The sequence below is a fragment of the Streptomyces sp. NPDC023838 genome (assembly GCF_040639555.1).
Lineage (GTDB): Bacteria > Actinomycetota > Actinomycetes > Streptomycetales > Streptomycetaceae > Streptomyces.
The window spans coordinates 55040-74780 of sequence record NZ_JBFAAD010000017.1 but is presented as its reverse complement, the minus strand read 5'-3'; the positions used below and the strand labels follow the sequence as shown (position 1 = coordinate 74780).

Sequence of the window (19741 nt, the reverse complement as noted above, 5' to 3'; positions counted from 1 at the left end):
CGCCACGGGTCACGGGGTGGTCTTGACCTTGATCTCGCCGGCGACGATCTTCTTCTTGGCCGCGTCGATCTGGGCCTTGATGTCGTCGATGAAGCCGCCGCTGGTGGCCAGCGAGACGCCGTCCTTGCTCAGCGGGTAGCTGTTGGTGCCGGTGAGCGGCTTGCCGTCCTTGACCGACTTGACCAGGTCGTAGACGCCGATGTCGACGTTCTTGACGACCGAGGTCAGGATCGAGGACTTGTACTTGTCCAGCGAGGCCTGGTTGTACTGGTCGGAGTCGACGCCGATCGCCCAGGCGCCCTTCTTGCCCGCGACGGCCTCGATGGCGCCGTTGCCGGAGGAGCCGGCGGCCGTGTAGACGACGTCGATGCCGTCGTCGAGCATGCCCTGCGCGGCGGCCTTGCCCTTGTCGGGGCTGGCGAAGCCGGAGGTGTCCGAGCCGTGCGAGAGGTACTGGACCTTGACGTCGTCGGACGGCTTGGTGTCCTTGACGCCCTGGACGAAGCCCGCCTCGAACTTCTTGATCAGCGGGACGTCCACGCCGCCGATGAAGCCGACGTGGCCGGACTTCGACTTCAGCGCCGCGGCGACGCCCGCGAGGTAGGAGCCCTGCTCCTCGGTGAAGACGATGTTGTCGACGTTGGGCGCGCCCTCGACGACCGAGTCGACGATGCCGAAGGTGGTCTTCGGGAACTTGGCGGCGACCTGCTTCATCGAGTTGGCGTAGGCGTAGCCGATGCCGACGACCGGGTTGTAGCCCGCCTGGGCCAGCTGGGTGAGGCGCTCGACGCGGTCGGCCTCGGTGTCCGTGGTCTTGGCGGTCAGCTCCTTGATCTCACCGCCGAACTCGCCCTTGGCCTTGTCGATGCCGCGCGCGGCGGAGTCGTTGAACGAGTGGTCGCCCCGGCCGCCCACGTCGTACGCGACGCCGACCTTGATGCCCTTGCCGCCCGCGCTGGACGACGAAGAGGAGCCCTTGTCCTTCTCGGAGGAGGTGCTGCCACACGCGGTGGCGGAAAGCGCGAGCGCGGCGGTGGCGATACCGGCCGCAGCGATCTTGGATACCCGGCGCACGAGGAGGTCCCTTCAAAACGAACCGAGAGCGCCCCTACCGGCGCTGGTTTCGCGTCGGATCGTAACGCGCGTAGATGTCGCGTAAAGACCTGTTCGGAAGCCGTTATCGAATCGCCGCGAACAGACGATGAAGTGTCCGGTTACGAACGGTGTCCTTCCAGCAGCGCTGCGGCAGTGAAGAGCTCCACACCGACCTGGATCGCGGCCTCATCGGCGTCGAAATCACCCCGATGCAGGTCAAGACGGGCGTCGGAGCCGGGAGTGCGCACGCCCAGACGGGCCATCGCGCCCGGCACGTGTTCCAGGTACCACGAAAAGTCTTCGCCACCCAGCGACTGCTCGGTGTCCTCGATCGCGTACGACCCTCGGCGCGCCGTCTGAGCCTCGCGCAGGAGTTCGGCCACGGCCGGGTCGTTGACGACCGGCGGCACGCCGCGGACGTAATTGATCTCGGGCTTGGCGCCGTGCAGAGTGGCCACCTCGTCGATCGCGGCGTGCACCTTGCCGGGCGCGTCGCGCCAGGCGTGCAGGTCCAGGCAGCGCACGGTTCCGGCCAGCTCCGCGCGCATCGGGATGACGTTGCAGGCGTGCCCGGCGTCCATGCGGCCCCAGGTGACGGCGAGCCCGGCGCGCGCGTCGATCCGGCGGGCCAGCAGCGCGGGCACGTCGGTGACCACCCGGGCGGCGGCGGTGACCAGGTCGGTGGTCAGGTGCGGGCGGGCGGTGTGGCCGCCGGGCCCGTGCAGGGTGATCTCCAGACGGTCGCACGCCGAGGTGATCGCCCCGGCTCGCAGCCCGATCCGGCCCGCGTCCACGCGCGGGTCGCAGTGCACCGCGATGATCCTGCCCACGCCGTCCAGCGCGCCGGAGCGGATCGCGTCGGTGGCGCCGCCGGGCAGCACCTCCTCGGCGGGCTGGAAGACCAGCCGGACCGGGTTCGGCAGCAGGCCCTGGCGGTCCAGCTCGGCCAGCACCAGGCCGGTGCCGAGCACGGTGGTGGTGTGGATGTCGTGGCCGCAGGCATGCGCCCGATCGGGGACGGTCGAGCGGTACGGCACGTTGACCTTGGCGTCCGGGATCGGCAGGGCGTCGATGTCCCCCCTGATCGCCAGCATGGGCCGTGCCCCCTTCCGGGTGCCGACATCGCACAGGAGTCCGGTCCCGCTGTCGAGGACCCGGGGCTTGAGCCCGGCGGCCTCCAGGCGCTTCTTGATCGCCGCGGTGGTGCGGAACTCCTGGTTTCCCAGCTCGGGGTGCATGTGCAAGTCCCGGCGGAAGGCGATGAGTTCGGCGCGCAGGGGCTCGGGGAGCAACCCGGGCAGCGGGGCTTCCCCGGGCTGATCGGCTTCGGGTTCGTCGGAGGCGCGCGACATCAACTGGTTCACCTGTTGAAGGGTAGGCCCCTTCAGGGGCCAACTAACCTTCGATCAACAAAAGTTCAGCCCGATAGGGGAAAGAAACCTGCCCGCCCGACGGTTGTCGGCCTCGGGGGCTGGGTAAACTCGCCGCCCGTTTCTCAGGCGTGTCGCAGGTGTTTCGCAGTGCGCTCTCCGCGTGCTCTCAGCGCCGTCTCAGCCCCGGCCCGGACCGGGGTCCCGCGCCGCCCGGACGGCTCCCCGGCCCGTGTGCCCGCTCACGCCGCGACCATGCGCAGCCCGTGGGCGGTGCGGGCCGAGCCGGTGACGTCCGCGAGGAAGCCCTGGGCGCGCGGGGAGGCCTTGTCGGTGAGCCAGCCCGGGTCGATGTCGCAGACCAGCAGGCGCACCCCGGTGCCCGCCAGCGCGGGCGGCAGGGTGTGCACGACCGTGGAGGGAAAACTGAGGATCGTACGCCCGACCGGGCCGCGCCGGGCTATCAGTTCGAGCGGCAGGTCCGGCCGCACGATCTCCAGCCCGGTCCGCAGGTGCAGGGTGCGCAGCTTCTCGGGGGACTCGCGGCGGTGGGCGAAGTACCGGGTGGCCCCGTGGGTGCGGGCCAGGGCCGCGACCGCCTCCTGATAGCGGTCGGGGTCGACCACGCCCGTCTCCACCAGTGAGGTGCCCACGATGTCCGCGCCCTTGGTGATGCGCGGCGGCCCGAACCGGGCCCGGGTCCAGCCGAAGGTGTTCGGGGTGACCGTGACCGCCTCCGGCGCCTGGACGGGCATGGCGCTGAACACCTCGACCGTACGCCTGCGGGACGGGGTGAGCCGACGGCGCGCCGAGGCTGCGAACGGGGCGAAGAGCAGATCGCGCGCCCCCGCCCGGCTGCCGCGCCGGTGCCAGCGCACCAGGCGCTCGCCGCTGCCCAGCTGGGCGACGAACTCCATGGTGGCCGTGCCGTCGTCGACGACGACCAGGTCACGGGCGCGGGCCACGGTCAGCAGCAGATGGACGTAGCGCGAGAACGGGTCGCCGATGACGATCCGGTCGGCGCGGCGCAGCAGCCCGGAGAGCCCGCCGATGGTGCGCAGAGGGGCGGTGAGGCCGCCGCGCGCCTCCTCCCAGCGCACCCGCATGCCCTCCTCGCGGGCCAGCTCCGCCATCCGGCGCAGCTGGCCGCGTGACATCGGGTCGGTGGGCGAGAGGACGACGACGGTGAGGTCGTCGCGGGCGGCCGCCGCGTCCTGGGGCCCGGACCGCTGGGCCGGCACGCCGTTCAGCAGCGGGCGCGTGGAATGGGCCCACTCCAGCACGTTGAGCAGCTGGACCGGGCTCTCCACGAAGGCGATCGTGGCGGAGGTGTCCCGAGGCACGGCGGCCGGCCCGTCTCAGACCGAGACCGGCGCGCGGTCGGCGTCGGCGGCCTCGGCCTCGGCGACGACACCGGTGACCCGGCGCAGCTTCTTCATCGGGGCGAGCTCCGACTCGTACACCTTCTTGACGCCGTCGCCGAGCGCCGCCTCGATGGTGCGGATGTCGCGCACCAGGCGCTGCAGGCCGCCCGGCTCGACGGAGGCGGCCTGGTCGGAGCCCCACATCGCGCGGTCCAGGGTGATGTGGCGCTCGACGAACGTGGCGCCGAGGGCGACGGCGGCCAGCGTGGTCTGCAGGCCCGTCTCGTGGCCGCTGTAGCCGATCGGGACGTTGGGGTACTCGGCCATCAGGCTGTTGATGACCCGCAGGTTGAGCTCCTCGGCCTTCGCCGGGTACGTGGAGGTGGCGTGGCAGAGCAGGATGTTGTCGCTGCCGAGCACCTCGACGGCGTGCCGGATCTGCTTCGGGGTGGACATGCCGGTGGAGAGGATGACGGTGCGGCCGGTGGCGCGCAGGGCGCGCAGCAGCTCGTCGTCGGTGAGCGAGGCGGAGGCGACCTTGTGGGCCGGGAGGTCGAACTTCTCCAGGAACGCGACGGCCTCGGTGTCCCACGGGGAGGCGAACCAGTCGATCCCGCGCTTCCGGCAGTGCTCGTCGATGGTGCGGTACTCCGACTCGCCGAACTCCACCCGGTGGCGGTAGTCGATGTACGTCATCCGGCCCCACGGGGTGTCGCGCTCGATGTCCCACTGGTCGCGCGGGGTGCAGATCTCCGGGGTGCGCTTCTGGAACTTGACGGCGTCGCAGCCCGCGTCGGCGGCGGCGTCGATCAGGGCGAGGGCGTTGCCCAGGTCACCGTTGTGGTTGATGCCGATCTCACCGGTGACGTACACCGGCTGACCCGGTCCGGCGCTGCGGCTGCCGAAGGTGCGCAGACGGTTGCTCATGAGGGGATGTCCTTACTGGGCAGGGGAGTTGTGGAGCGAAGGGGTGTGGTGGAGCTCGGGTCCGAGGAGCCAGGCGGCGATCTCGCGGATCGCGCCCTCGCCGCCGGGGGTGGCGGTGACCGCGCGCGCGGCGGCGCGCACGGAGTCATGGGCGTCGGCGACCGCGACCGGCCAGCCGACGAGGGAGAAGCAGGGCAGGTCGTTGACGTCGTTGCCCGCGTAGAGCACCCGCGCCGGGTCGACCCCCGCGTCCTCGCACCACTGCTTGAGCGCGAGGTCCTTGCGGTCGACGCCGTGCAGGACGGGGACCTGGAGCTTGCGGGCGCGGGCGGCGACCACCGGGTTCTGCTCGGTGGAGAGGATGAGCAGCTTCAGGCCGGAGCGGCGCAGGGCGGCGACGCCGAGCCCGTCGCCCCGGTGCACGGCGACGAGTTCGCGGCCCTCGGAGTCGATGAGCACGCGGTCGTCGGTCTGGGTGCCGTCGAAGTCCAGGACGACCGCGTCGACGTCGTCGCGGTCCGGGGTGCGGGCCGCGTCGAGCAGCGGGGCGAGGGCGCGGGCGCGGGCCAGGTCGTGCGGGTCGTCGATCTCCAGGACCCGGGCCGGGTCGGTCCGCACCAGCGCGGTGTGCCCGAAGAAGCGGTGCCGGTGGGTGCGGAAGCCCTCGGCGTCCATGGCGTACGCGGCGCCGGTCTCCAGGAAGTCCTGGGGGCGGTCCTGGCGGCGCGGGCGGAAGGCCTTGTCGTGGCCCATGCCCTCGCCGCCGTCCTGAGCGCTCTCGCGCCACACGAAGCCGTGGAAGGGGGCCACGGTGACGGCCGTGTCGGCGCCGCCCACGACGGCCGCGGCGACCCCGTCCACGTCCTCGCGGGTCAGGAAGGGGCTGGTGCACTGGACGAGCAGGACGACGGCGGCGTCCGGGTGCTCTTCGAGGGCGTGCAGCACCGCCGCCTCGCTGGTCGCGGTGTCCCCGGCGATGGCGGCGGGCCGCACCACGACGTGCGCGCCCGCCGCGGCGGCCGCGGAGGCGATCGCCGGGTCGTCCGTGGAGACCGCGACATCGGTGACGTGGCGCGCGGCGAGACAGGCCCGTACGGCCCGCACGACCAGCGGGACGCCGCCGACCGCGGCGAGGTTCTTGCCGGGCACCCCCTTGGAGCCGCCCCGGGCCGGGATGACGGCCAGGACCTTCTTGGGCGGGGCCGGCGGGGCGGGCGCGGTGGGCTGGGCGTTCACCACGGGCTGGGCGTTGGCCAGAGGCTGGGCGTTCACCACGGGCTCGGCGTTCGCCAAAGGCTGCGCGTTCATCAGAGTTCTCCCATCCGGCGGATGACCGGGGCCACGCGCTGCACGCCGTGGCGGTAGGCCCCGCGGGCCGCGTCCCGTACGGCGTCGCGCACCAGGCGGCGTACGCCGGTGGCCTCCGCTTCGGGCGCGGCGCCCGGCAGCGGGGTGCCGTCGGGGGCGAGGTGGTGGCGGGCGAGGAGGCCGGGCAGATAGCCGGGGGCGGTCGCGGGCGTGTAGTAGGGCCGTACGGGCGGCAGGCCGGGGCGGGCGAGGAGGTCCGCGATGCGGGCGCGGGCCGCGTCGAAGGCGGTGGCGTAGGCCTCGCCGGGGGCGACCCCCTGGGCGGCGAGCCAGCCCGCGTCGGGGCTCGGGCGGTGGCCGGCGTCCAGCTCGTCCCAGGAGGCGAGGCAGCCCGACCCGATGAAGTGGTGGTTGCCGAGGCCCTCGCGTACGCCCAGGTCGGTAAGGACGGCGGTGGGCACCTGGCGGTGCAGGGATTCCAGGGCGGCCGTCGAGGAGACCGTGACCAGCAGGTCGGCACGGTCCAGGACCTCGCCCATGTTCCCGTACACCAGACGGAAGTTGGGCGGCCGCTCCAGGGACCGGGCGAGCTTCTGGTAGGGCTGCTCCTCGATGTGCGTGGTGTGCTCGCCGGGCTTGGAGCGCAGCTTGAGCAGCACCTCGCGGCCGGGGTGGCGGCGGGCGTGGGCGATCAGGCGCCGCAGCAGGTAGAGCCGGTCGGCGCGGCTCTCGGGCACGGACGGCTGCGCGGCGAAGACCAGAGTGTCGCGGCCCGGCTCGGGCCGGTAGGGCGCTCCCCCGAGGAACGGCAGGGCTGCCTCGGTCACCGCCGAGGCGTCGGCGCCCACGCCCTCGTACACCGCGCGGAACCGCTCGGCGTCGTGGCGGGAGTTGGCGAGCACCACGTCGGCGCCGTGGCGCAGCAGCAGGCCGTCGGCGAGCTTCTCGTAGACCACGCCGACGTAGCCGGTGACCAGGACGGGCCTGCGGGTGCCGGCGGGCCACAGCCGGGCGAGGCCGTGCAGGGCCGCCTGGGCGGCGCCGCCGACCAGCGCGAGGACCACCACGTCGTACGGCTCGCGCTCGACCGCACGCAGGAACGCGGCCATCGTCACCTCGCGCAGCGCGTCGGCGCCGACGCCGACCTCGGCGAGCTGGCGCGGGGTGGGGGTGGCCCGGCCGCGCAGCAGGAAGCCGCTGAGCTCGGGCGTGCGCTCGGCGATCCGGCGGGCGGTGAGGGCACCCCATTTCCACCGGGTGTCGGAATCGGCGAGAACGGCGATCCGCGGCGGGGCGTCGAGGGGATTCGTACGTGATGGCACGTCGAAGAAGCTAGGAATCCATTCCGTTTGGCGGCCCAACTGGACCGCAACAGATGGTTAACAGCGCGTCTACGAAAGGGGGAAGAGCCCGTGCGGCGGACCGGTTAACAACCCGGTCGCCCAGTGTTCACGCAACATCCCTCGCCCGGACAGTACGAATGACGCGGGGCCACTTAGCGTCACCCGGGTGGTCAAGCTCTCCGTGGTCGTGCCGTTCTACAACGTGCGGACCTATGCCCCCGACACCCTGAGAAGTCTCCGCGACAACGCGCGGGACGACTTCGAGTTCCTTCTGGTCGACGACTGCTCCTCGGACGGTACGGCCGATCTCCTGGCCCGCGCCGAGCGCGAGCTGCCGGGGGCGGTGGTCCTCAGGCACGAGAGGAACGGCGGTCTCGCCACCGCGCGCAACACCGGCATCGACGCGGCGCGCGGCGAGTACGTCACCTTCCTCGACGGCGACGACTGGCTCGCGCCCGGCTACTACTCCCGACTGGTCGCCGCCGTCGAGGAGCTGGGCTGCGACTTCCTGCGCACCGACCACGTGCAGTGCACCGGCAGCCAGCGCTCGGTGCAGCGGGTGCCGCACGGGCGGCGCGGCGAGGTGCTCGACCCGCGCACGGCGATCCTGCCGGCCACCCGCTCGACCTCGGTGGACTACGCGTTCGCCTGGGCCGGGATCTACCACCGGCGGCTGGTGGAGCGGGGGCTGCTGCACTTCACGGACGGCCTGCGCACGGCCGAGGACCGGCCGTGGATCTGGCGGCTGCACCGGGAGGCGGAATCTTTCGCGGTGGTGGGTCTGCTGGGCGTCTACTACCGGCGCGGAGTGGCCACTTCACTGACGCAGATCGGTGATGTGCGCCAGCTCGATTTCATCCGGGCATTCGACCAGGTAATCGAGGAAACAGCTCAAGATCCACATTCCGCGGAACTGCTGCCCAAGGCGGTACGGACGTACTGCGCCATCATTTCCCACCACCTGGGAAACAGTGAAAGGTTCGAACCGGCCGTGGCACGGAAACTGCGGACCATGAGTGCGGGAGCGCTGAAAGCGATGCCGCAGGACATTCTCAAGGAGGCGCTCGACTCGATGGACTCGGGCCGCGCCTCCCGGCTGCGGCGGCTGCGCGGCCGCACCGCCTCCCTCGGTCCGGCGGGGGCCGCGGCCTGATGCGGACGACTCAGATCTTCCTGGCGTCGACGCTGTACGGGATGGCGACGCTGGCCGCCGCGCTCGACAGCGACTGCTTCGGCCCGGCCGACCGGCGCCTCCTCCTGGTCAGCAACAACGCCCCGATTCCGGAGACTTCGCCCTCGCTGGACGCGATGACGGGCTTCGAGGTGCTGCGGGGGCGCTTCGACGGGGTGCTGTCGTGGAACGAGACCATCGCGCCGATGCACCCGGGCGGCTGGGCGCCGCGCGCGGACGACGTCCCGCTGTGGGAGCGGCAGCTGCGGCGCGCCTGGGACCTCGGGGACGACCGGATCGAGCTGGCCGTCGAGTCCATCCAGGTCAACCCGGCGGGCGCGGTCGCCCAGCTCTTCCCGGACGCGCCGCTGCACGTGTACGCGGACGGGCTGATGAGCTACGGCCCCACCCGCAACAAGCTGGACCCGCTGGTGGGTTCGCGGGTGCGGCGCGTGCTGCACCTGGACCTGGTGCCGGGCCTTGAGCCGCTGCTGCTCGGGGAGTTCGGGGTGGGCGCGGAGGTCATCCCGACGGCCGCCTTCACCAAGGTGGTGGCCGAACTGGCCGCCCAGGGCCCCGACGTGGACGTGCCCGAGGGGGCGGCGCTGCTGCTCGGGCAGTACCTGGCCGCGCTCTCGATCCTCACCGAGGCCGAGGAGGAGCGGCTGCACCTCGCCATGGTGCGGGGCGCGGCCGCGCGCGGTCACCGCCACATCGTCTTCAAGCCGCACCCCTCGGCGCCGCCCGCCTGGTCCGCGTCGCTGCGCACGGAGGCCGAGGCGCTCGGCGTCGAGCTGACCGTCCTGGACAGCCCGTTGCTGGCCGAGGTGGTCTACGAGCGCATCCGCCCGGCGCTGGTGGCCGGCTGCTTCTCCACCGCGCTGCTGACCGCGTCGGCGTTCTACGGCGTCCCGGTCGCCCGCACCGGCACGGAGCTGCTCCTGGACCGGCTCACCCCGTACCAGAACAGCAACCGGGTGCCGGTGACGCTGGTGGACGCGCTGGTGGCGCCGCTGGAGGGCGAGGCGCCCGAGCCGCCGGACGACCTGGCGGCGCTGGTGGCGGCGGTCGGCTACGCGATGCAGTCCGAGATCCGGCCCGACCTGCGCCCGGCGGCCGAGCGCTACCTCGCGCGCCATCTGACCCCGCACACCTGGCGCTACTTCAAGCGCCGCCGCCTGACCACCCTGGCCCTGCCCGGCGCGATCCCGAGCCAGCTCGCCTTCATCCCGCGCAACGCGACGGTACGGAAGCTGGCGCGGCGGGCGCGGGCGGCGGCGCGGCGGGCGCGTATCGCGTAAGCGGAGCAGAGGCCGGGGGCCGGGGTCCTGGCCGGGGCCCTGGCCGGGGCCGGGGCCCAGACCCTGGCCGGGGCCGGGGCCCAGACCCTGGCCGGGGCCGGGGCCCAGACCCTGGCCGGGGCCGGGGCCGGGGCCCAGACCCTGGCCGGGGCCCTGCACCTGGCCGGGGCCCTGACCCTGGCCGGGGCCTCGTCCGGCGCCGGGGGGGGCAGGGCCGGCTCCGGCGCCCTCACGACGGCCCCGGCCTCCCGCCGTACACCGCCTCCGCCCCCGCGATCACCATCCTCAGGCCCGCCTCGAAGCGGTCGTCGTAGTCCCCGAAGAGGTCCGCGCCCGCCGCCGCGGCCAACGGGAAGGCGGCCAGGCGCACCGCGCGGGCCTCGACGTCGAAGGGCTCGGGGCCCATGCCCTGCTCCTCCGCCACGAAGCCCATCGTGTACGAGTACGCGGTCGTCCCGGCCAGCGCCGCGTCCGCCGGGGCGATGCCCGCCGCCCCCATCGCCTCCAGCAGCGCTTCGAGCGAGCGGGCGTGGTCGGTGCCGGTGAAGCGGGCGCCCCCGTACACCTTCGCGCCGTCCCGGTAGCTCAGCAGCATCGTGCGCAACGCCCGGTTGAATCCGGCCAGTTGCTCCTGCCAGGGGGCGTCCGGGGCCACGCCGGGGACGCCGCCCTCGGCCTGCGCGAGGCGGCGGTACATCACCGTCGCCATCTCGTCGAGCAGCGCCTGCTTGTTCTTGAAGTGCCAGTAGAGCGCGGGTGCCTGGACCTTCAGCTCCTTGGCGATCGCCCGGAGCGTGAGCCCGTCCAGGCCCACCTCGTTCAGGAGCCGCAGCGCGGTGTCGGCGACCTGCGCCCGGTCGATTCTCGTCGTAGCCACCTTGACAATTTAACACTGTTAAGCCCATGCTTCCGGGCATGGCACTTAACAGCGTTAAGGATTCCCAGGATCCCGTGGCTCCCTCGCCCGGCGTCCCCTCCGCCACCGACGTCCTCGTCGTCGGCGCCGGGCCCGCCGGCCTCGTCCTCGCCATCGAGCTCGCCCGGCGCGGCGTCGCCGCCGTGCTCGTGGAGAAGGGCGCGACCCTCTTCCCCGGCTCGCGCGGCAAGGGCCTCCAGCCCCGCACCCAGGAGGTGATGCACGACCTCGGGCTCGCCGACGCGGTCCGCCGGGCGTCGCGCACGTACCCGAAGATGCTCGCCTGGGAGGGGCCCGAGGGCACCACGCGCGGCCGCGAGTGGGACATGATCGAGCGCTCCGAGCCGACCGGGCAGTCTCCCTACGGGGACGCGGTGCTGATCGGCCAGGCGCACCTCCAGGCGCTGCTCCACGACCGGCTCGTACGGCTCGGCGGCCGGCTGGTCCTCAACACCGAGCTGACCGGCATCGAGCAGGACGCCGACTCCGTCACCGCTCACTTCGCCGGCGCCCCGGACATCCGCGCCCGCTATCTGGTCGGCACCGACGGCGGCCGCTCCACGGTCCGCGGCCTGATGGGCATCACCATGACCGGCGAGACCGTCGACCCCAAGCCACTCCTGGTCGCGGACGTGATCCTCACCGAGAACGCCTTCCCCGACGACCGCAACTGGCACGCCTGGACCAGCCACCCGGACGGCGGCGCGGTGCTCTGCCCGCTGCCGGGCACCGAGCGGCTGTTCCAGCTGGTCGCCCAGTACAGCGATCCGGCCGCCGTCCCGGACGCCACGGACGAGGGCGTACGCAAGCTCCTCGCCGCCCGCACCGCGGTCGCCGCCGACCAGATAGCCGAGGTCGTCTGGGCCTCCGACTTCCAGCCGCGCGCGGCGCTGGCCGACCAGTACCGCGCCGGGCGCGTCTTCCTGGCGGGCGACGCCGCCCATATCCACTCCCCGGCCGGCGCGCAGGGCCTCAACACCAGCGTCCAGGACGCCTACAACCTCGGCTGGAAGCTCGGTCAGGTGCTGAAGCACGGCGCCCCCGGCGCGCTGCTCGACACCTACGAGGCCGAGCGGCAGCCGGTCGCCGCGGGCGTCCTGGGCATCAGCACCCGGCTGCACCGCGAGGCGCTGCTCGGCCGGGCCGACAGCCGCGGCGACGAGGTGAAGGGCCTCGGCATCACCTACCGCGGCGGCCCGCTCGCGACCGGCCGCGCCGGCGCCCTGGAGGCGGGCGACCGCGCCCCCGACGGCACCCTGCCCGAGGGCCGCCTCTTCGACCTGTTCCAGGGCTCCCACTTCACCCTGCTGGCCTTCGGCACCGAGCCGCCGCGGCTCGACACCCCCCAGGTCCACGTCCACGCGATGAGCCCGTACGAGCCGTACGGCAAGGGCCTGTTCCTCATCCGCCCCGACGGCTACATCGGCTGGGCGAGCGAGACCCCGCAGGGCCTGACCGACTACCTGGAGGCCGTGGGCGCGCTGTGATCCATCGCCAGAACTGTACACACCTGCGGGTCCGTACAGTCCGGTTCCGACCCGCCGCACGGTGCCGTCCCTCAGAACGCCTCGCTCGGCTCGTACGCCCCCCACACCTCCCGCAGCGCGTCGCAGATCTCGCCGACCGTGGCGCGGGCCCGCAGGGCGGTCTTCATGGGGTAGAGGACGTTGTCCTCGCCCCGGGCCGCCCGCTGGAGGGCGGTCAGGGCCGCCGTCACCTCGGAGGTGTCGCGGTCCGCGCGCAGGCGGGCCAGGCGGGCGGTCTGCTGGGCCTCGATCGCCGGGTCGACGCGGAGCGGCTCGTACGGCTCCTCCGTGTCGAGGCGGAAGCGGTTGACCCCGACCACCACCCGCTCGGCGCTGTCGGTCTCCTGGGCGATCCGGTACGCCGAGCGCTCGATCTCGCCCTTCTGGAAGCCGTGCTCGATCGCGCTCACCGCGCCGCCCAGGTCCTCGACCCGCTCCATCAGCGCCAGCGCCGCCGCCTCCACCTCGTCGGTCATGGACTCCATGACGTACGAACCCGCGAACGGGTCGACCGTCGCCGTCACGTCCGTCTCGTACGCGAGGACCTGCTGGGTGCGCAGGGCGAGGCGCGCGCTCTTCTCCGTGGGCAGCGCGATCGCCTCGTCGAAGGAGTTGGTGTGGAGGGACTGGGTGCCGCCGAGCACCGCGGCGAGTCCCTGCACGGCGACCCGGACCAGGTTCACCTCGGGCTGCTGGGCGGTCAGCTGCACCCCGGCCGTCTGGGTGTGGAAGCGCAGCATCCACGACTTGGGGTCCTTCGCGCCGAACTCCTCCCGCATCACCCGTGCCCAGATCCGGCGCGCGGCACGGAACTTGGCGACCTCCTCCAGGAGCGTCGTGCGCGAGACGAAGAAGAACGACAGGCGCGGCGCGAAGTCGTCCACGTCCATCCCGGCCGCGACCGCCGTACGGACGTACTCGACGCCGTCGGCCAGCGTGAACGCGATCTCCTGCGCGGGCGAGGCGCCCGCCTCGGCCATGTGGTAGCCGGAGATCGAGATCGTGTTCCACTTCGGCATCTCGGCCCGGCAGTACCGGAAGATGTCCGCGATCAGCCGTAGCGACGGCTTGGGCGGGAAGATGTAGGTGCCCCGGGCGATGTACTCCTTGAGCACGTCGTTCTGGACCGTGCCGGTCAGCTCGTGCGCGGGGACGCCCTGCTCCTCGGCGACCAGCTGGTACATCAGGAGCAGCAGCGCCGCGGGCGCGTTGATCGTCATCGACGTCGAGACCTCGCCCAGCGGGATGCCGTCGAACAGGATCCGCATGTCCTCGACCGAGTCGACGGCCACCCCGACCTTGCCCACCTCGCCGTGCGCGAGCGGGGCGTCGCTGTCGTGTCCCATCTGGGTGGGCAGGTCGAAGGCGACCGACAGACCCGTGGTGCCGTGGGCGATCAGCTGCTTGTAGCGGGCGTTGGACTCGGCCGCCGTGCCGAACCCGGCGTACTGGCGCATGGTCCAGGGGCGTGTGGTGTACATCGTCGGGTAGACGCCCCGGGTGAACGGATACCCGCCCGGCTCACCCAGCTGCCGGGCCGGGTCCCACCCGTCGAGGGCGTCCGGCCCGTAGACCGGGTCGAGGGGCAGACCGCTCTCGGTGCGCCGGGCACCGTCCGACTCGCGCGCCATGTGCTCCGCCTCGCTTCCTCGACGGCTTTTGCAACCGTTCGGCCCGGGAAACAGTCTCTGGGGACACCAGAGGGAATATCAGGGGGGCGACGATGCGCCGGATCCATCTCACCACTGTCATAGCCAGAACGCTCGCCGCGGCCACGGTCCTGACCGTGACGGCCGCGTGCGGCGCCCAGTCGGACAAGGCGTCGGGGACCCCGGCCGCCGACCAGAAGCCCGCGGCGGCCGCGCCCTCGTCCCAGACGACGTCGCCGACGGCCGACACCGCCAACGACAACCAGCCCAACGGCGTGAGCGGCGCGGAGGCGGCCCCGGCCGGCTCCACCACCGCCGCCAGGCCCGCCCCGAAGATCCTGATGGCGGCCGGCGCCCAGGGCGCGCAGGTCAAGGAGCTCCAGGCCCGGCTCGCCCAGGTCGGCTGGTTCGACGACACGCCGACGGGTACGTACGGCAGCGTCACCAGCGCGGCCGTCAAGGGCTTCCAGAGCAAGCGCGGCCTGCCCACCACGGGCTCGGCCGACACCGCCACCTGGCAGCGGCTGGCCGCCATGACGACCAAGCCGACCCCCCAGGAGCTCGCGGGCCAGGCCGTCAACAAGCCGAAGACCAAGCTGGACAAGCGCTGTATGACCGGCCGCGTGCTGTGCATCAGCAAGACCACCCGCACGCTCAACTGGGTGGTGAACGGCAAGGTGCAGTCGTCGATGGACGTGCGGTTCGGCTCGCAGTACACGCCGACCCGCGAAGGCACCTTCAAGGTCTTCCTGAAGAGCAAGAACCACGTCTCGTCGATCTACCACACGCCCATGCCGTACGCGATGTTCTTCAGCGGCGGCCAGGCCGTGCACTACTCGTCGGACTTCGCCAAGCGCGGTTACGCGGGCGCCTCGCACGGCTGTGTGAACGTGCGCGACAAGGCCAAGCTCGCCAAGCTCTTCGACCAGGTCCGGGTCAACGACAAGGTCGTCGTCTACTGGTGATCGGGATTGGCCGGTGATCGGCATTTGACCGGTGGTCGGGATCGATCGGTGGTCGGGATCGATCGGTGATCCTGGTCGACCGGTGATCCGGTCGCCGGGCCGCCGTGGTGGCCCGGCCGGAAGAGAGAGGGCGCGGGCGGGATCGGGGGAACGTCTCCCGCCCGCGCCATTCGCGCCGAGCCTTGGGTACGGGGGGAACCCCGGCTCTGTGCGCCGCCGATGACCAGTCGGCTCACTTCTTACTGCGTCGGCGGCTCGAAAAGTGTCACACCAGGCGGTCGAGCGCGCGGGAGGTCGGCGGGACGACCGGGACGGCGGGCGGCAGGGTCGGGCCGCCGGGAGTGGCATCGCCGGTGCCCGGCAGCCCGGGGAGCTCGGGTGAACCGCTCGCGGGCGGCGTCGACCAGCTCACGGAGGGCAGCTTCAGGACCGAGCCGTCACGGCCGCCCCGGCCTCCGGAGGCGCCGCCGTGCCCGCCATGGCCGTCCCCCTTGTCGTCGCCGGAGCCGCCCTTGCCGCCCGCGTCGCCGTCGCCTCCGGAGCCGCCCTTGCCGCCCCGGTCCGCGTCCTCGATCACCTGGTCGCAGAACTGCTTCACCCGGGCGGCGCCCAGAGCGGCGATCTCCAGCCGGTGCCGGCGGGTCTGGTCCAGGCGTCCCGCGCGGAAGTCGCGGCAGTACTCGACCTTCTTGGAAGCCCAGTCGCCCTGCGGGCCCTGGCTCGTGGCCGCCGGGTCCGGCGTCGCCTTCGGGGGCTCGGCGGAGCCCGGCGTAGAGGTGCCGGGAGCGGCGGTGCCGGGAGCGGTGGCCCCGCCCGACGGCGTACGCCCCGGCGTGGGCGACTGCTTGCCGGTGGGGGCGCCGGTGCGCGCCGACGGCGAGTCCGAGGAGATCGGGCCCGGCGTCCTGGCGGCCGACACGGACGAGACCGGCTCGGGGTCGGCGGTGCCGAGCCCGGGCAGCACACCGGTCCCGGCGGCCATGGCGACGCCGCCCAGGGCGCACCCGGCCAGCGCGGCGGCCAGGCCGAAACGGACCGGCCGCAGTCGCCGTCGGGGGGTGCGGGTGGCACGGGGTTCGCGTCCGACCCGTACGACGGTGTCGGCCGGGGCGCCCGAGGGGGCACCGGCCTCGGCGCGGGCGCGGCGGAAAGCGGCGAGCGCCGCGGCCTCGCCCGGCAGTTCGCCGGCGGCCGGGGCGGCGGAGGCGCCCATGGTCTGCCGCATGTCAGGACCGGCCAGCGCGCGCAGCACGGCGGAGAGCCGTTCGGCCTGCTCGCGGGCGCGGTCGTCGGCGGGAACGACCGGCTCACCGCGCAGCAACCGCTCCGCGGCGTCCTCGTCCAGCCATTCGTGGCGCTCGTCGGCCATCACATGTCCTTCTGCGTCGGCGCGCCCGATTGCGTCACACCGCACGACCGGTTCCGTTGCGGCGGCACACCGCCGAGATCCGCCGGGCCGTCCTGCGACCCGAGCATTTCGGCCAGCCGCTTGAGGCCGCGGTGTGCGGCCGTCCGCACCGCGCCGGGCCGCTTGCCCAGGGTCTCGGCCGCGCTCTTGGCGTCGAGCCCGACCACCACCCGCAGCACCACGGCCTCGGCCTGGTCCTGCGGGAGTTGCGCGATGAGCGCCATCGTACGTCCGGTGGCGAGGGACTCCATCGCCTCGCCCGCGGTGTCCGAGTCGGCGGGGCGGCCGGTCAGCTCGGTCTCGTCGCCGCCCACGGCGGGGCGCCGGCCGCGCATCCGGATGTGGTCGAGGGCCCGGTTGCGGGCGATGGTGGCGGCCCAGCCACGGAACCGGTCCGCGTCGCCGCTGAACCGCTCGATGTCGCGCGCTATCTGCAGCCACGCCTCGGACGTCACGTCCTCCGCGTCGGACTCGCCGACGAGCGTGCGGGTATAGCCGAGCAGCCGCGGATGCACCGCGCGGTACACAGCGCGGAACGCGTTCTCGTCGCCGCCCTGTGCCGCGAGTATCGCGGCGGTCAGCTCCGCGTCTTCCCCCTGCACTCCTGCACCCTGCCCTGGTGTCGCAGCCGGTCACCGCTGCCGCGCCGACCGGCGCGAAGGAGCACGGTACGGCCTTGGGGGCGGTTAAGTCCATTACTTGTACAACCCGCAACAATTCGCTGACGGAGCGCGGTGTGACAGAAAACGCAGCCGCGGCGCTGAGAGGAGTACGGGGTCGCCACACGGCCCCGACGGAAGACGGCCGGGGCCTCTCCTGTGGGGGGTGGCGGCCCCGGCCGTCCTTCCGCGCCGACTCCCCCGCGCCCGCCCGCCGGGGCGCCCTCAAGGCCCGTCCGCCTCCGGCTCCAGCTCCGGCTCACGCCCCGGCTCCAGCCCCTGCGCGAGCCGCCGTAGCCCCCGGTGCGCCGAGGTGCGTACGGAACCGGGGCGCTTGCCCAGGATCCGCCCGGCCGCCACGCCGTCCAGCCCGGCCACCACCCGCAGCAGCACCGCCTCCGCCTGCTCGCGCGGCAGCGTGGCGATCAGCTGGAGCGCCCAGCGGGTCGACAGGAACTCCAGGGCCGCCTCGGCGGTGTCCTGGCCGCCGGGCAGCTCCAGCGCCTCCTGGTCGAGCCCGACCGTGCGGGGTCTTCGTTTCTGGCGGCGCAGATGGTCCAGGGCCCGGTGGCGCGCGATGGTCGCGGCCCAGCCCCGGAAGCCCGCCCCGTCGCCCCGGAACCGCGCCAGATCACGGGCGATCTCCAGCCACGCGTCGGACGCCACGTCCTCGGCCTCGGCGCCGACCAGGCTCCGCGTCTGGGCGAGCAGCCCGGGATGGACGAGCCGGTAGACGACGGTGAAGGCCCGCTCGTCCCCCTCCTGGGCGCGTGCGACGGCCGCCCCGAGCTCCCCGTCGTCGCTCCGGATCCGGCCACGGCGCTGGTCCCCCCCAACCCTGCCCATGGTCTGTTCTGCGCGCGGGCGGCCCGAAGTGTCACAGCGGCACGCGGCCGGGGCTCACCCCAGCTTGTCGGCGAGCTCCTTGAAGTCCTCCCACTCCAGCGCCGGAGTGCGCGGGTCCCACAGCTTCTGGGCGACGGCGCGCAGCGGCATCCGGATGCCCCGGGCCACCTGGTCCTGGGTCTGGGCGTTGGCGTAGTCGCACCAGACGGCGAACCGGGCGCCGAGCACCTGGTCGGAGTAGCGGGTGGCGACGGGCTTGGTGCCGCGCAGCACCAGCGGCGTCCACTCCTGGTAGATGCGCCGCCCGGTGGGGTACTTGAAGGCGTTGGGCTCGCCCAGGACGTAGTACAGGTACTCGTCGTTGAGGTTGACCGTCTTGCGGCCCTCGGCCAGGTACTCCTCCGGCGCGCGGGCGCCGAGCTCCTTGCCGGTCCAGTACTCGACCTCGCGCGCCGGGTCGGGGGCGACGGAGGTGCCCTTGAAGTAGCCGTCGTTCCAGGCCTTGAACTTCTTGCCGTACGGGCGCAGGGTCGCCGCCCGGTCGTTGAGCCAGCCGGTCGCCAGGTCCGCTATGTCGCCCTTGGGGCCGTACTTGGCGCGCGCGGCGGCGGCCAGGCCCGGGTAGCTGGCCTCCGGGTCCTTGGCCATCAGGGCGAGGTACTCGTCGCCGCCGAGGTGCCAGTAGGAGCCGGGGAACAGGTCCGCGTACTCGCGCAGCAGGTCGTCGACGATCCGCGCCGCGTCGGGGTTCGCTATGTCGAGCGTGCCCTGGACCGTCCGGCCGGCGGCGCTGCGCAGTCCGAGGGCGGGGTGGGCCTTGATCACCGCGCCCAGGTGGCCCGGCGAGTCGATCTCGGGGACGACCTCGATGTGCAGCCGCCGGGCGAGCGCGACGATCCGCTCGACCTCGCGCTTGCTGAGGTGGTCGCGTGAGACGACCTCGGGGTGCGAGGCGGACTCGATGCGGAAGCCCTGGTCGTCGGAGAAGTGCAGGCCGAGCTGGTTCATCTTGAGGTCGGCCATCTCGCGCAGCCGGCTCTCGATCCAGCCCGCCGTGAACGGCTTGCGCGCGATGTCGAGGTTGAGGCCGCGCTGCGGGCGGTCGGGCCAGTCCTCGACGACGCCCTCGGGCATCACCCCGCCGTCGCGCAGCGCCTGCTTGAGGGTGCGGGTGCCGTAGAAGACCCCGGCCTCGTCGGGCCCGGTGATCCGCACGGTCCGCTCGCGGGCGGTCAGCGTGTACGACTCGGGGGTGGCCTTGTCCTTCGGGTTCGGCGGCTTCAGCGCCAGCTCGATGTCCCCGGCCCGGGGTGCCGCACCCCGCACGTACACCTTGTCGAGCTCCTCCGCGAGCAGCTGGGCCTCGTCCGCGAGGGCCTCGCTGCCGGTGGGGACCACGATCCGGGTGCCGGCGACGGGCCGGAAGCCGGGGCCGCGGGCGGGCTCGTGCTGCCGTACGGAGGGGATCGTGCGGGGCGGCGAGGAGATCGGGTAGATCTGGGCGGGCGAGGAGGAGTCGCCGGGCTTGGGAGCGAGCGGGCCGCCGTGGCCGCCGTGGGTGTCGTCCTCGGGCCAGACCAGCACGGTGAGGGCGAGGGCGAGGGCGGCCGCGACGGCGACGCGTGCCACCAGGGCGCCCCGGCTCATCCGGGCCGTCCGGTCACCGCGGGCGCCGTCGGCGCCGCTGGCACTCCTGGACTGCGACATCACTCAGAATCCTCCCATACGGGAACAACCACGGCGAAAGCGAGGCGAGGAACCCGGGAGGCGTCCACTATGCGTACCCGACCTCTCACGTCCGGGTGAAACGCACGCGAGCGCCGGAAGCACTCCCCCGCGCGTACAGACCGCCGGGAGCACTCCCCCGCGCGTCGATGGCGTGGCGGCACTGCC

The 19741-nt window shown here is 73.2% G+C and carries 16 protein-coding genes; 4 read left to right on the top strand and 12 right to left on the bottom strand.

Annotated features, from left to right (window positions below; genetic code table 11):
• Positions 1-9: 9 nt before the first annotated feature.
• The 6 genes from AB0G17_RS21380 to AB0G17_RS21355 form a co-directional block, all read right to left on the bottom strand.
• Positions 10-1074 (bottom strand): BMP family ABC transporter substrate-binding protein, encoded by a 1065-nt coding sequence (locus tag AB0G17_RS21380; protein WP_361384875.1) that lies wholly within the window; start codon positions 1072-1074, stop codon positions 10-12.
• A gap of 140 nt (positions 1075-1214) precedes the next feature.
• The gene (locus AB0G17_RS21375; RefSeq protein ID WP_361385141.1) at positions 1215-2447 is read right to left on the bottom strand and encodes an amidohydrolase; all 1233 of its coding nucleotides are present in this window, start codon (positions 2445-2447) and stop codon (positions 1215-1217) included.
• A gap of 260 nt (positions 2448-2707) precedes the next feature.
• The gene (locus AB0G17_RS21370; RefSeq protein ID WP_361384872.1) at positions 2708-3775 is read right to left on the bottom strand and encodes a hypothetical protein; all 1068 of its coding nucleotides are present in this window, start codon (positions 3773-3775) and stop codon (positions 2708-2710) included.
• Between the two features lie 48 nt (positions 3776-3823).
• Entirely contained in the window at positions 3824-4756 is a 933-nt protein-coding gene (locus AB0G17_RS21365) for an N-acetylneuraminate synthase family protein (protein WP_361384869.1), read from the bottom strand.
• Between the two features lie 12 nt (positions 4757-4768).
• On the bottom strand, positions 4769-6064 hold the full coding sequence (locus AB0G17_RS21360; RefSeq protein ID WP_361384866.1) for an acylneuraminate cytidylyltransferase: 1296 nt from the start codon (positions 6062-6064) through the stop codon (positions 4769-4771).
• Positions 6064-7386 carry a DUF6716 putative glycosyltransferase gene (locus AB0G17_RS21355; RefSeq protein WP_361384863.1) on the bottom strand — a complete coding sequence of 441 codons (1323 nt, stop codon included), beginning with the start codon at positions 7384-7386 and terminating at the stop codon, positions 6064-6066. Before AB0G17_RS21355 ends, AB0G17_RS21360 begins: the two co-directional genes overlap by 1 nt.
• A gap of 187 nt (positions 7387-7573) precedes the next feature.
• Between AB0G17_RS21355 and AB0G17_RS21350 the strand changes: the two genes are divergently transcribed.
• Both AB0G17_RS21350 and AB0G17_RS21345 read left to right on the top strand, forming a co-directional pair.
• A complete protein-coding gene (locus tag AB0G17_RS21350) occupies positions 7574-8560 on the top strand; it encodes a glycosyltransferase family 2 protein (protein WP_361384860.1) in 987 nt (328 codons plus the stop codon).
• Entirely contained in the window at positions 8560-9879 is a 1320-nt protein-coding gene (locus AB0G17_RS21345; RefSeq protein ID WP_361384857.1) for an alpha-2,8-polysialyltransferase family protein, read from the top strand. Before AB0G17_RS21350 ends, AB0G17_RS21345 begins: the two co-directional genes overlap by 1 nt.
• Positions 9880-10108: 229 nt before the next feature.
• Here AB0G17_RS21345 and AB0G17_RS21340 read toward each other — a convergent pair whose 3' ends face one another.
• Entirely contained in the window at positions 10109-10756 is a 648-nt protein-coding gene (locus AB0G17_RS21340; protein WP_361384854.1) for a TetR/AcrR family transcriptional regulator C-terminal domain-containing protein, read from the bottom strand.
• Positions 10757-10830: 74 nt separating this feature from the next.
• On the opposite strand from AB0G17_RS21340, the gene AB0G17_RS21335 reads away from it, so the two are divergent.
• Positions 10831-12282: an FAD-dependent monooxygenase gene (locus tag AB0G17_RS21335; protein ID WP_361384851.1), complete on the top strand. Its 1452-nt coding sequence runs from the start codon at positions 10831-10833 to the stop codon at positions 12280-12282.
• 71 nt (positions 12283-12353) lie between these two features.
• Here the strand turns inward: AB0G17_RS21335 and AB0G17_RS21330 are convergent, their stop codons facing one another.
• Entirely contained in the window at positions 12354-13952 is a 1599-nt protein-coding gene (locus AB0G17_RS21330; protein WP_361384848.1) for a methylmalonyl-CoA mutase family protein, read from the bottom strand.
• A 92-nt stretch (positions 13953-14044) separates the two neighbouring features.
• On the opposite strand from AB0G17_RS21330, the gene AB0G17_RS21325 reads away from it, so the two are divergent.
• Positions 14045-14935 carry a L,D-transpeptidase family protein gene (locus AB0G17_RS21325; RefSeq protein WP_361384845.1) on the top strand — a complete coding sequence of 297 codons (891 nt, stop codon included), beginning with the start codon at positions 14045-14047 and terminating at the stop codon, positions 14933-14935.
• Between the two features lie 265 nt (positions 14936-15200).
• On the opposite strand, the gene AB0G17_RS21320 is transcribed toward AB0G17_RS21325, so the two are convergent.
• The 4 genes from AB0G17_RS21320 to AB0G17_RS21305 form a co-directional block, all read right to left on the bottom strand.
• Positions 15201-16304: a hypothetical protein gene (locus tag AB0G17_RS21320; RefSeq protein WP_361384842.1), complete on the bottom strand. Its 1104-nt coding sequence runs from the start codon at positions 16302-16304 to the stop codon at positions 15201-15203.
• Positions 16304-16945 (bottom strand): RNA polymerase sigma factor, encoded by a 642-nt coding sequence (locus AB0G17_RS21315; protein WP_361384839.1) that lies wholly within the window; start codon positions 16943-16945, stop codon positions 16304-16306. The genes AB0G17_RS21320 and AB0G17_RS21315 overlap by 1 nt, the downstream gene beginning before the upstream one ends.
• Positions 16946-17227: 282 nt before the next feature.
• Positions 17228-17848, bottom strand: a complete 621-nt coding sequence (locus AB0G17_RS21310) for an RNA polymerase sigma factor (RefSeq protein WP_361384836.1) — start codon at positions 17846-17848, stop codon at positions 17228-17230.
• Between the two features lie 54 nt (positions 17849-17902).
• A complete protein-coding gene (locus AB0G17_RS21305) occupies positions 17903-19495 on the bottom strand; it encodes a family 20 glycosylhydrolase (protein ID WP_361385138.1) in 1593 nt (530 codons plus the stop codon).
• Positions 19496-19741: the final 246 nt, after the last annotated feature.

Excerpts from the sequence above, each read along its gene's own strand:
- AB0G17_RS21330 (WP_361384848.1), bottom strand. The coding sequence starts at position 13,952 with ATGGCGCGCGAGTCGGACGGTGCCCGGCGCACCGAGAGCGGTCTGCCC.
- AB0G17_RS21360 (WP_361384866.1), bottom strand. The coding sequence starts at position 6,064 with ATGAACGCGCAGCCTTTGGCGAACGCCGAGCCCGTGGTGAACGCCCAG.
- AB0G17_RS21320 (WP_361384842.1), bottom strand. The coding sequence starts at position 16,304 with ATGGCCGACGAGCGCCACGAATGGCTGGACGAGGACGCCGCGGAGCGG.
- AB0G17_RS21365 (WP_361384869.1), bottom strand. The coding sequence starts at position 4,756 with ATGAGCAACCGTCTGCGCACCTTCGGCAGCCGCAGCGCCGGACCGGGT.
- AB0G17_RS21345 (WP_361384857.1), top strand. The coding sequence starts at position 8,560 with ATGCGGACGACTCAGATCTTCCTGGCGTCGACGCTGTACGGGATGGCG.
- AB0G17_RS21375 (WP_361385141.1), bottom strand. The coding sequence starts at position 2,447 with ATGTCGCGCGCCTCCGACGAACCCGAAGCCGATCAGCCCGGGGAAGCC.
- AB0G17_RS21325 (WP_361384845.1), top strand. The coding sequence starts at position 14,045 with ATGCGCCGGATCCATCTCACCACTGTCATAGCCAGAACGCTCGCCGCG.
- AB0G17_RS21305 (WP_361385138.1), bottom strand. The coding sequence starts at position 19,495 with ATGAGCCGGGGCGCCCTGGTGGCACGCGTCGCCGTCGCGGCCGCCCTC.
- AB0G17_RS21310 (WP_361384836.1), bottom strand. The coding sequence starts at position 17,848 with ATGGGCAGGGTTGGGGGGGACCAGCGCCGTGGCCGGATCCGGAGCGAC.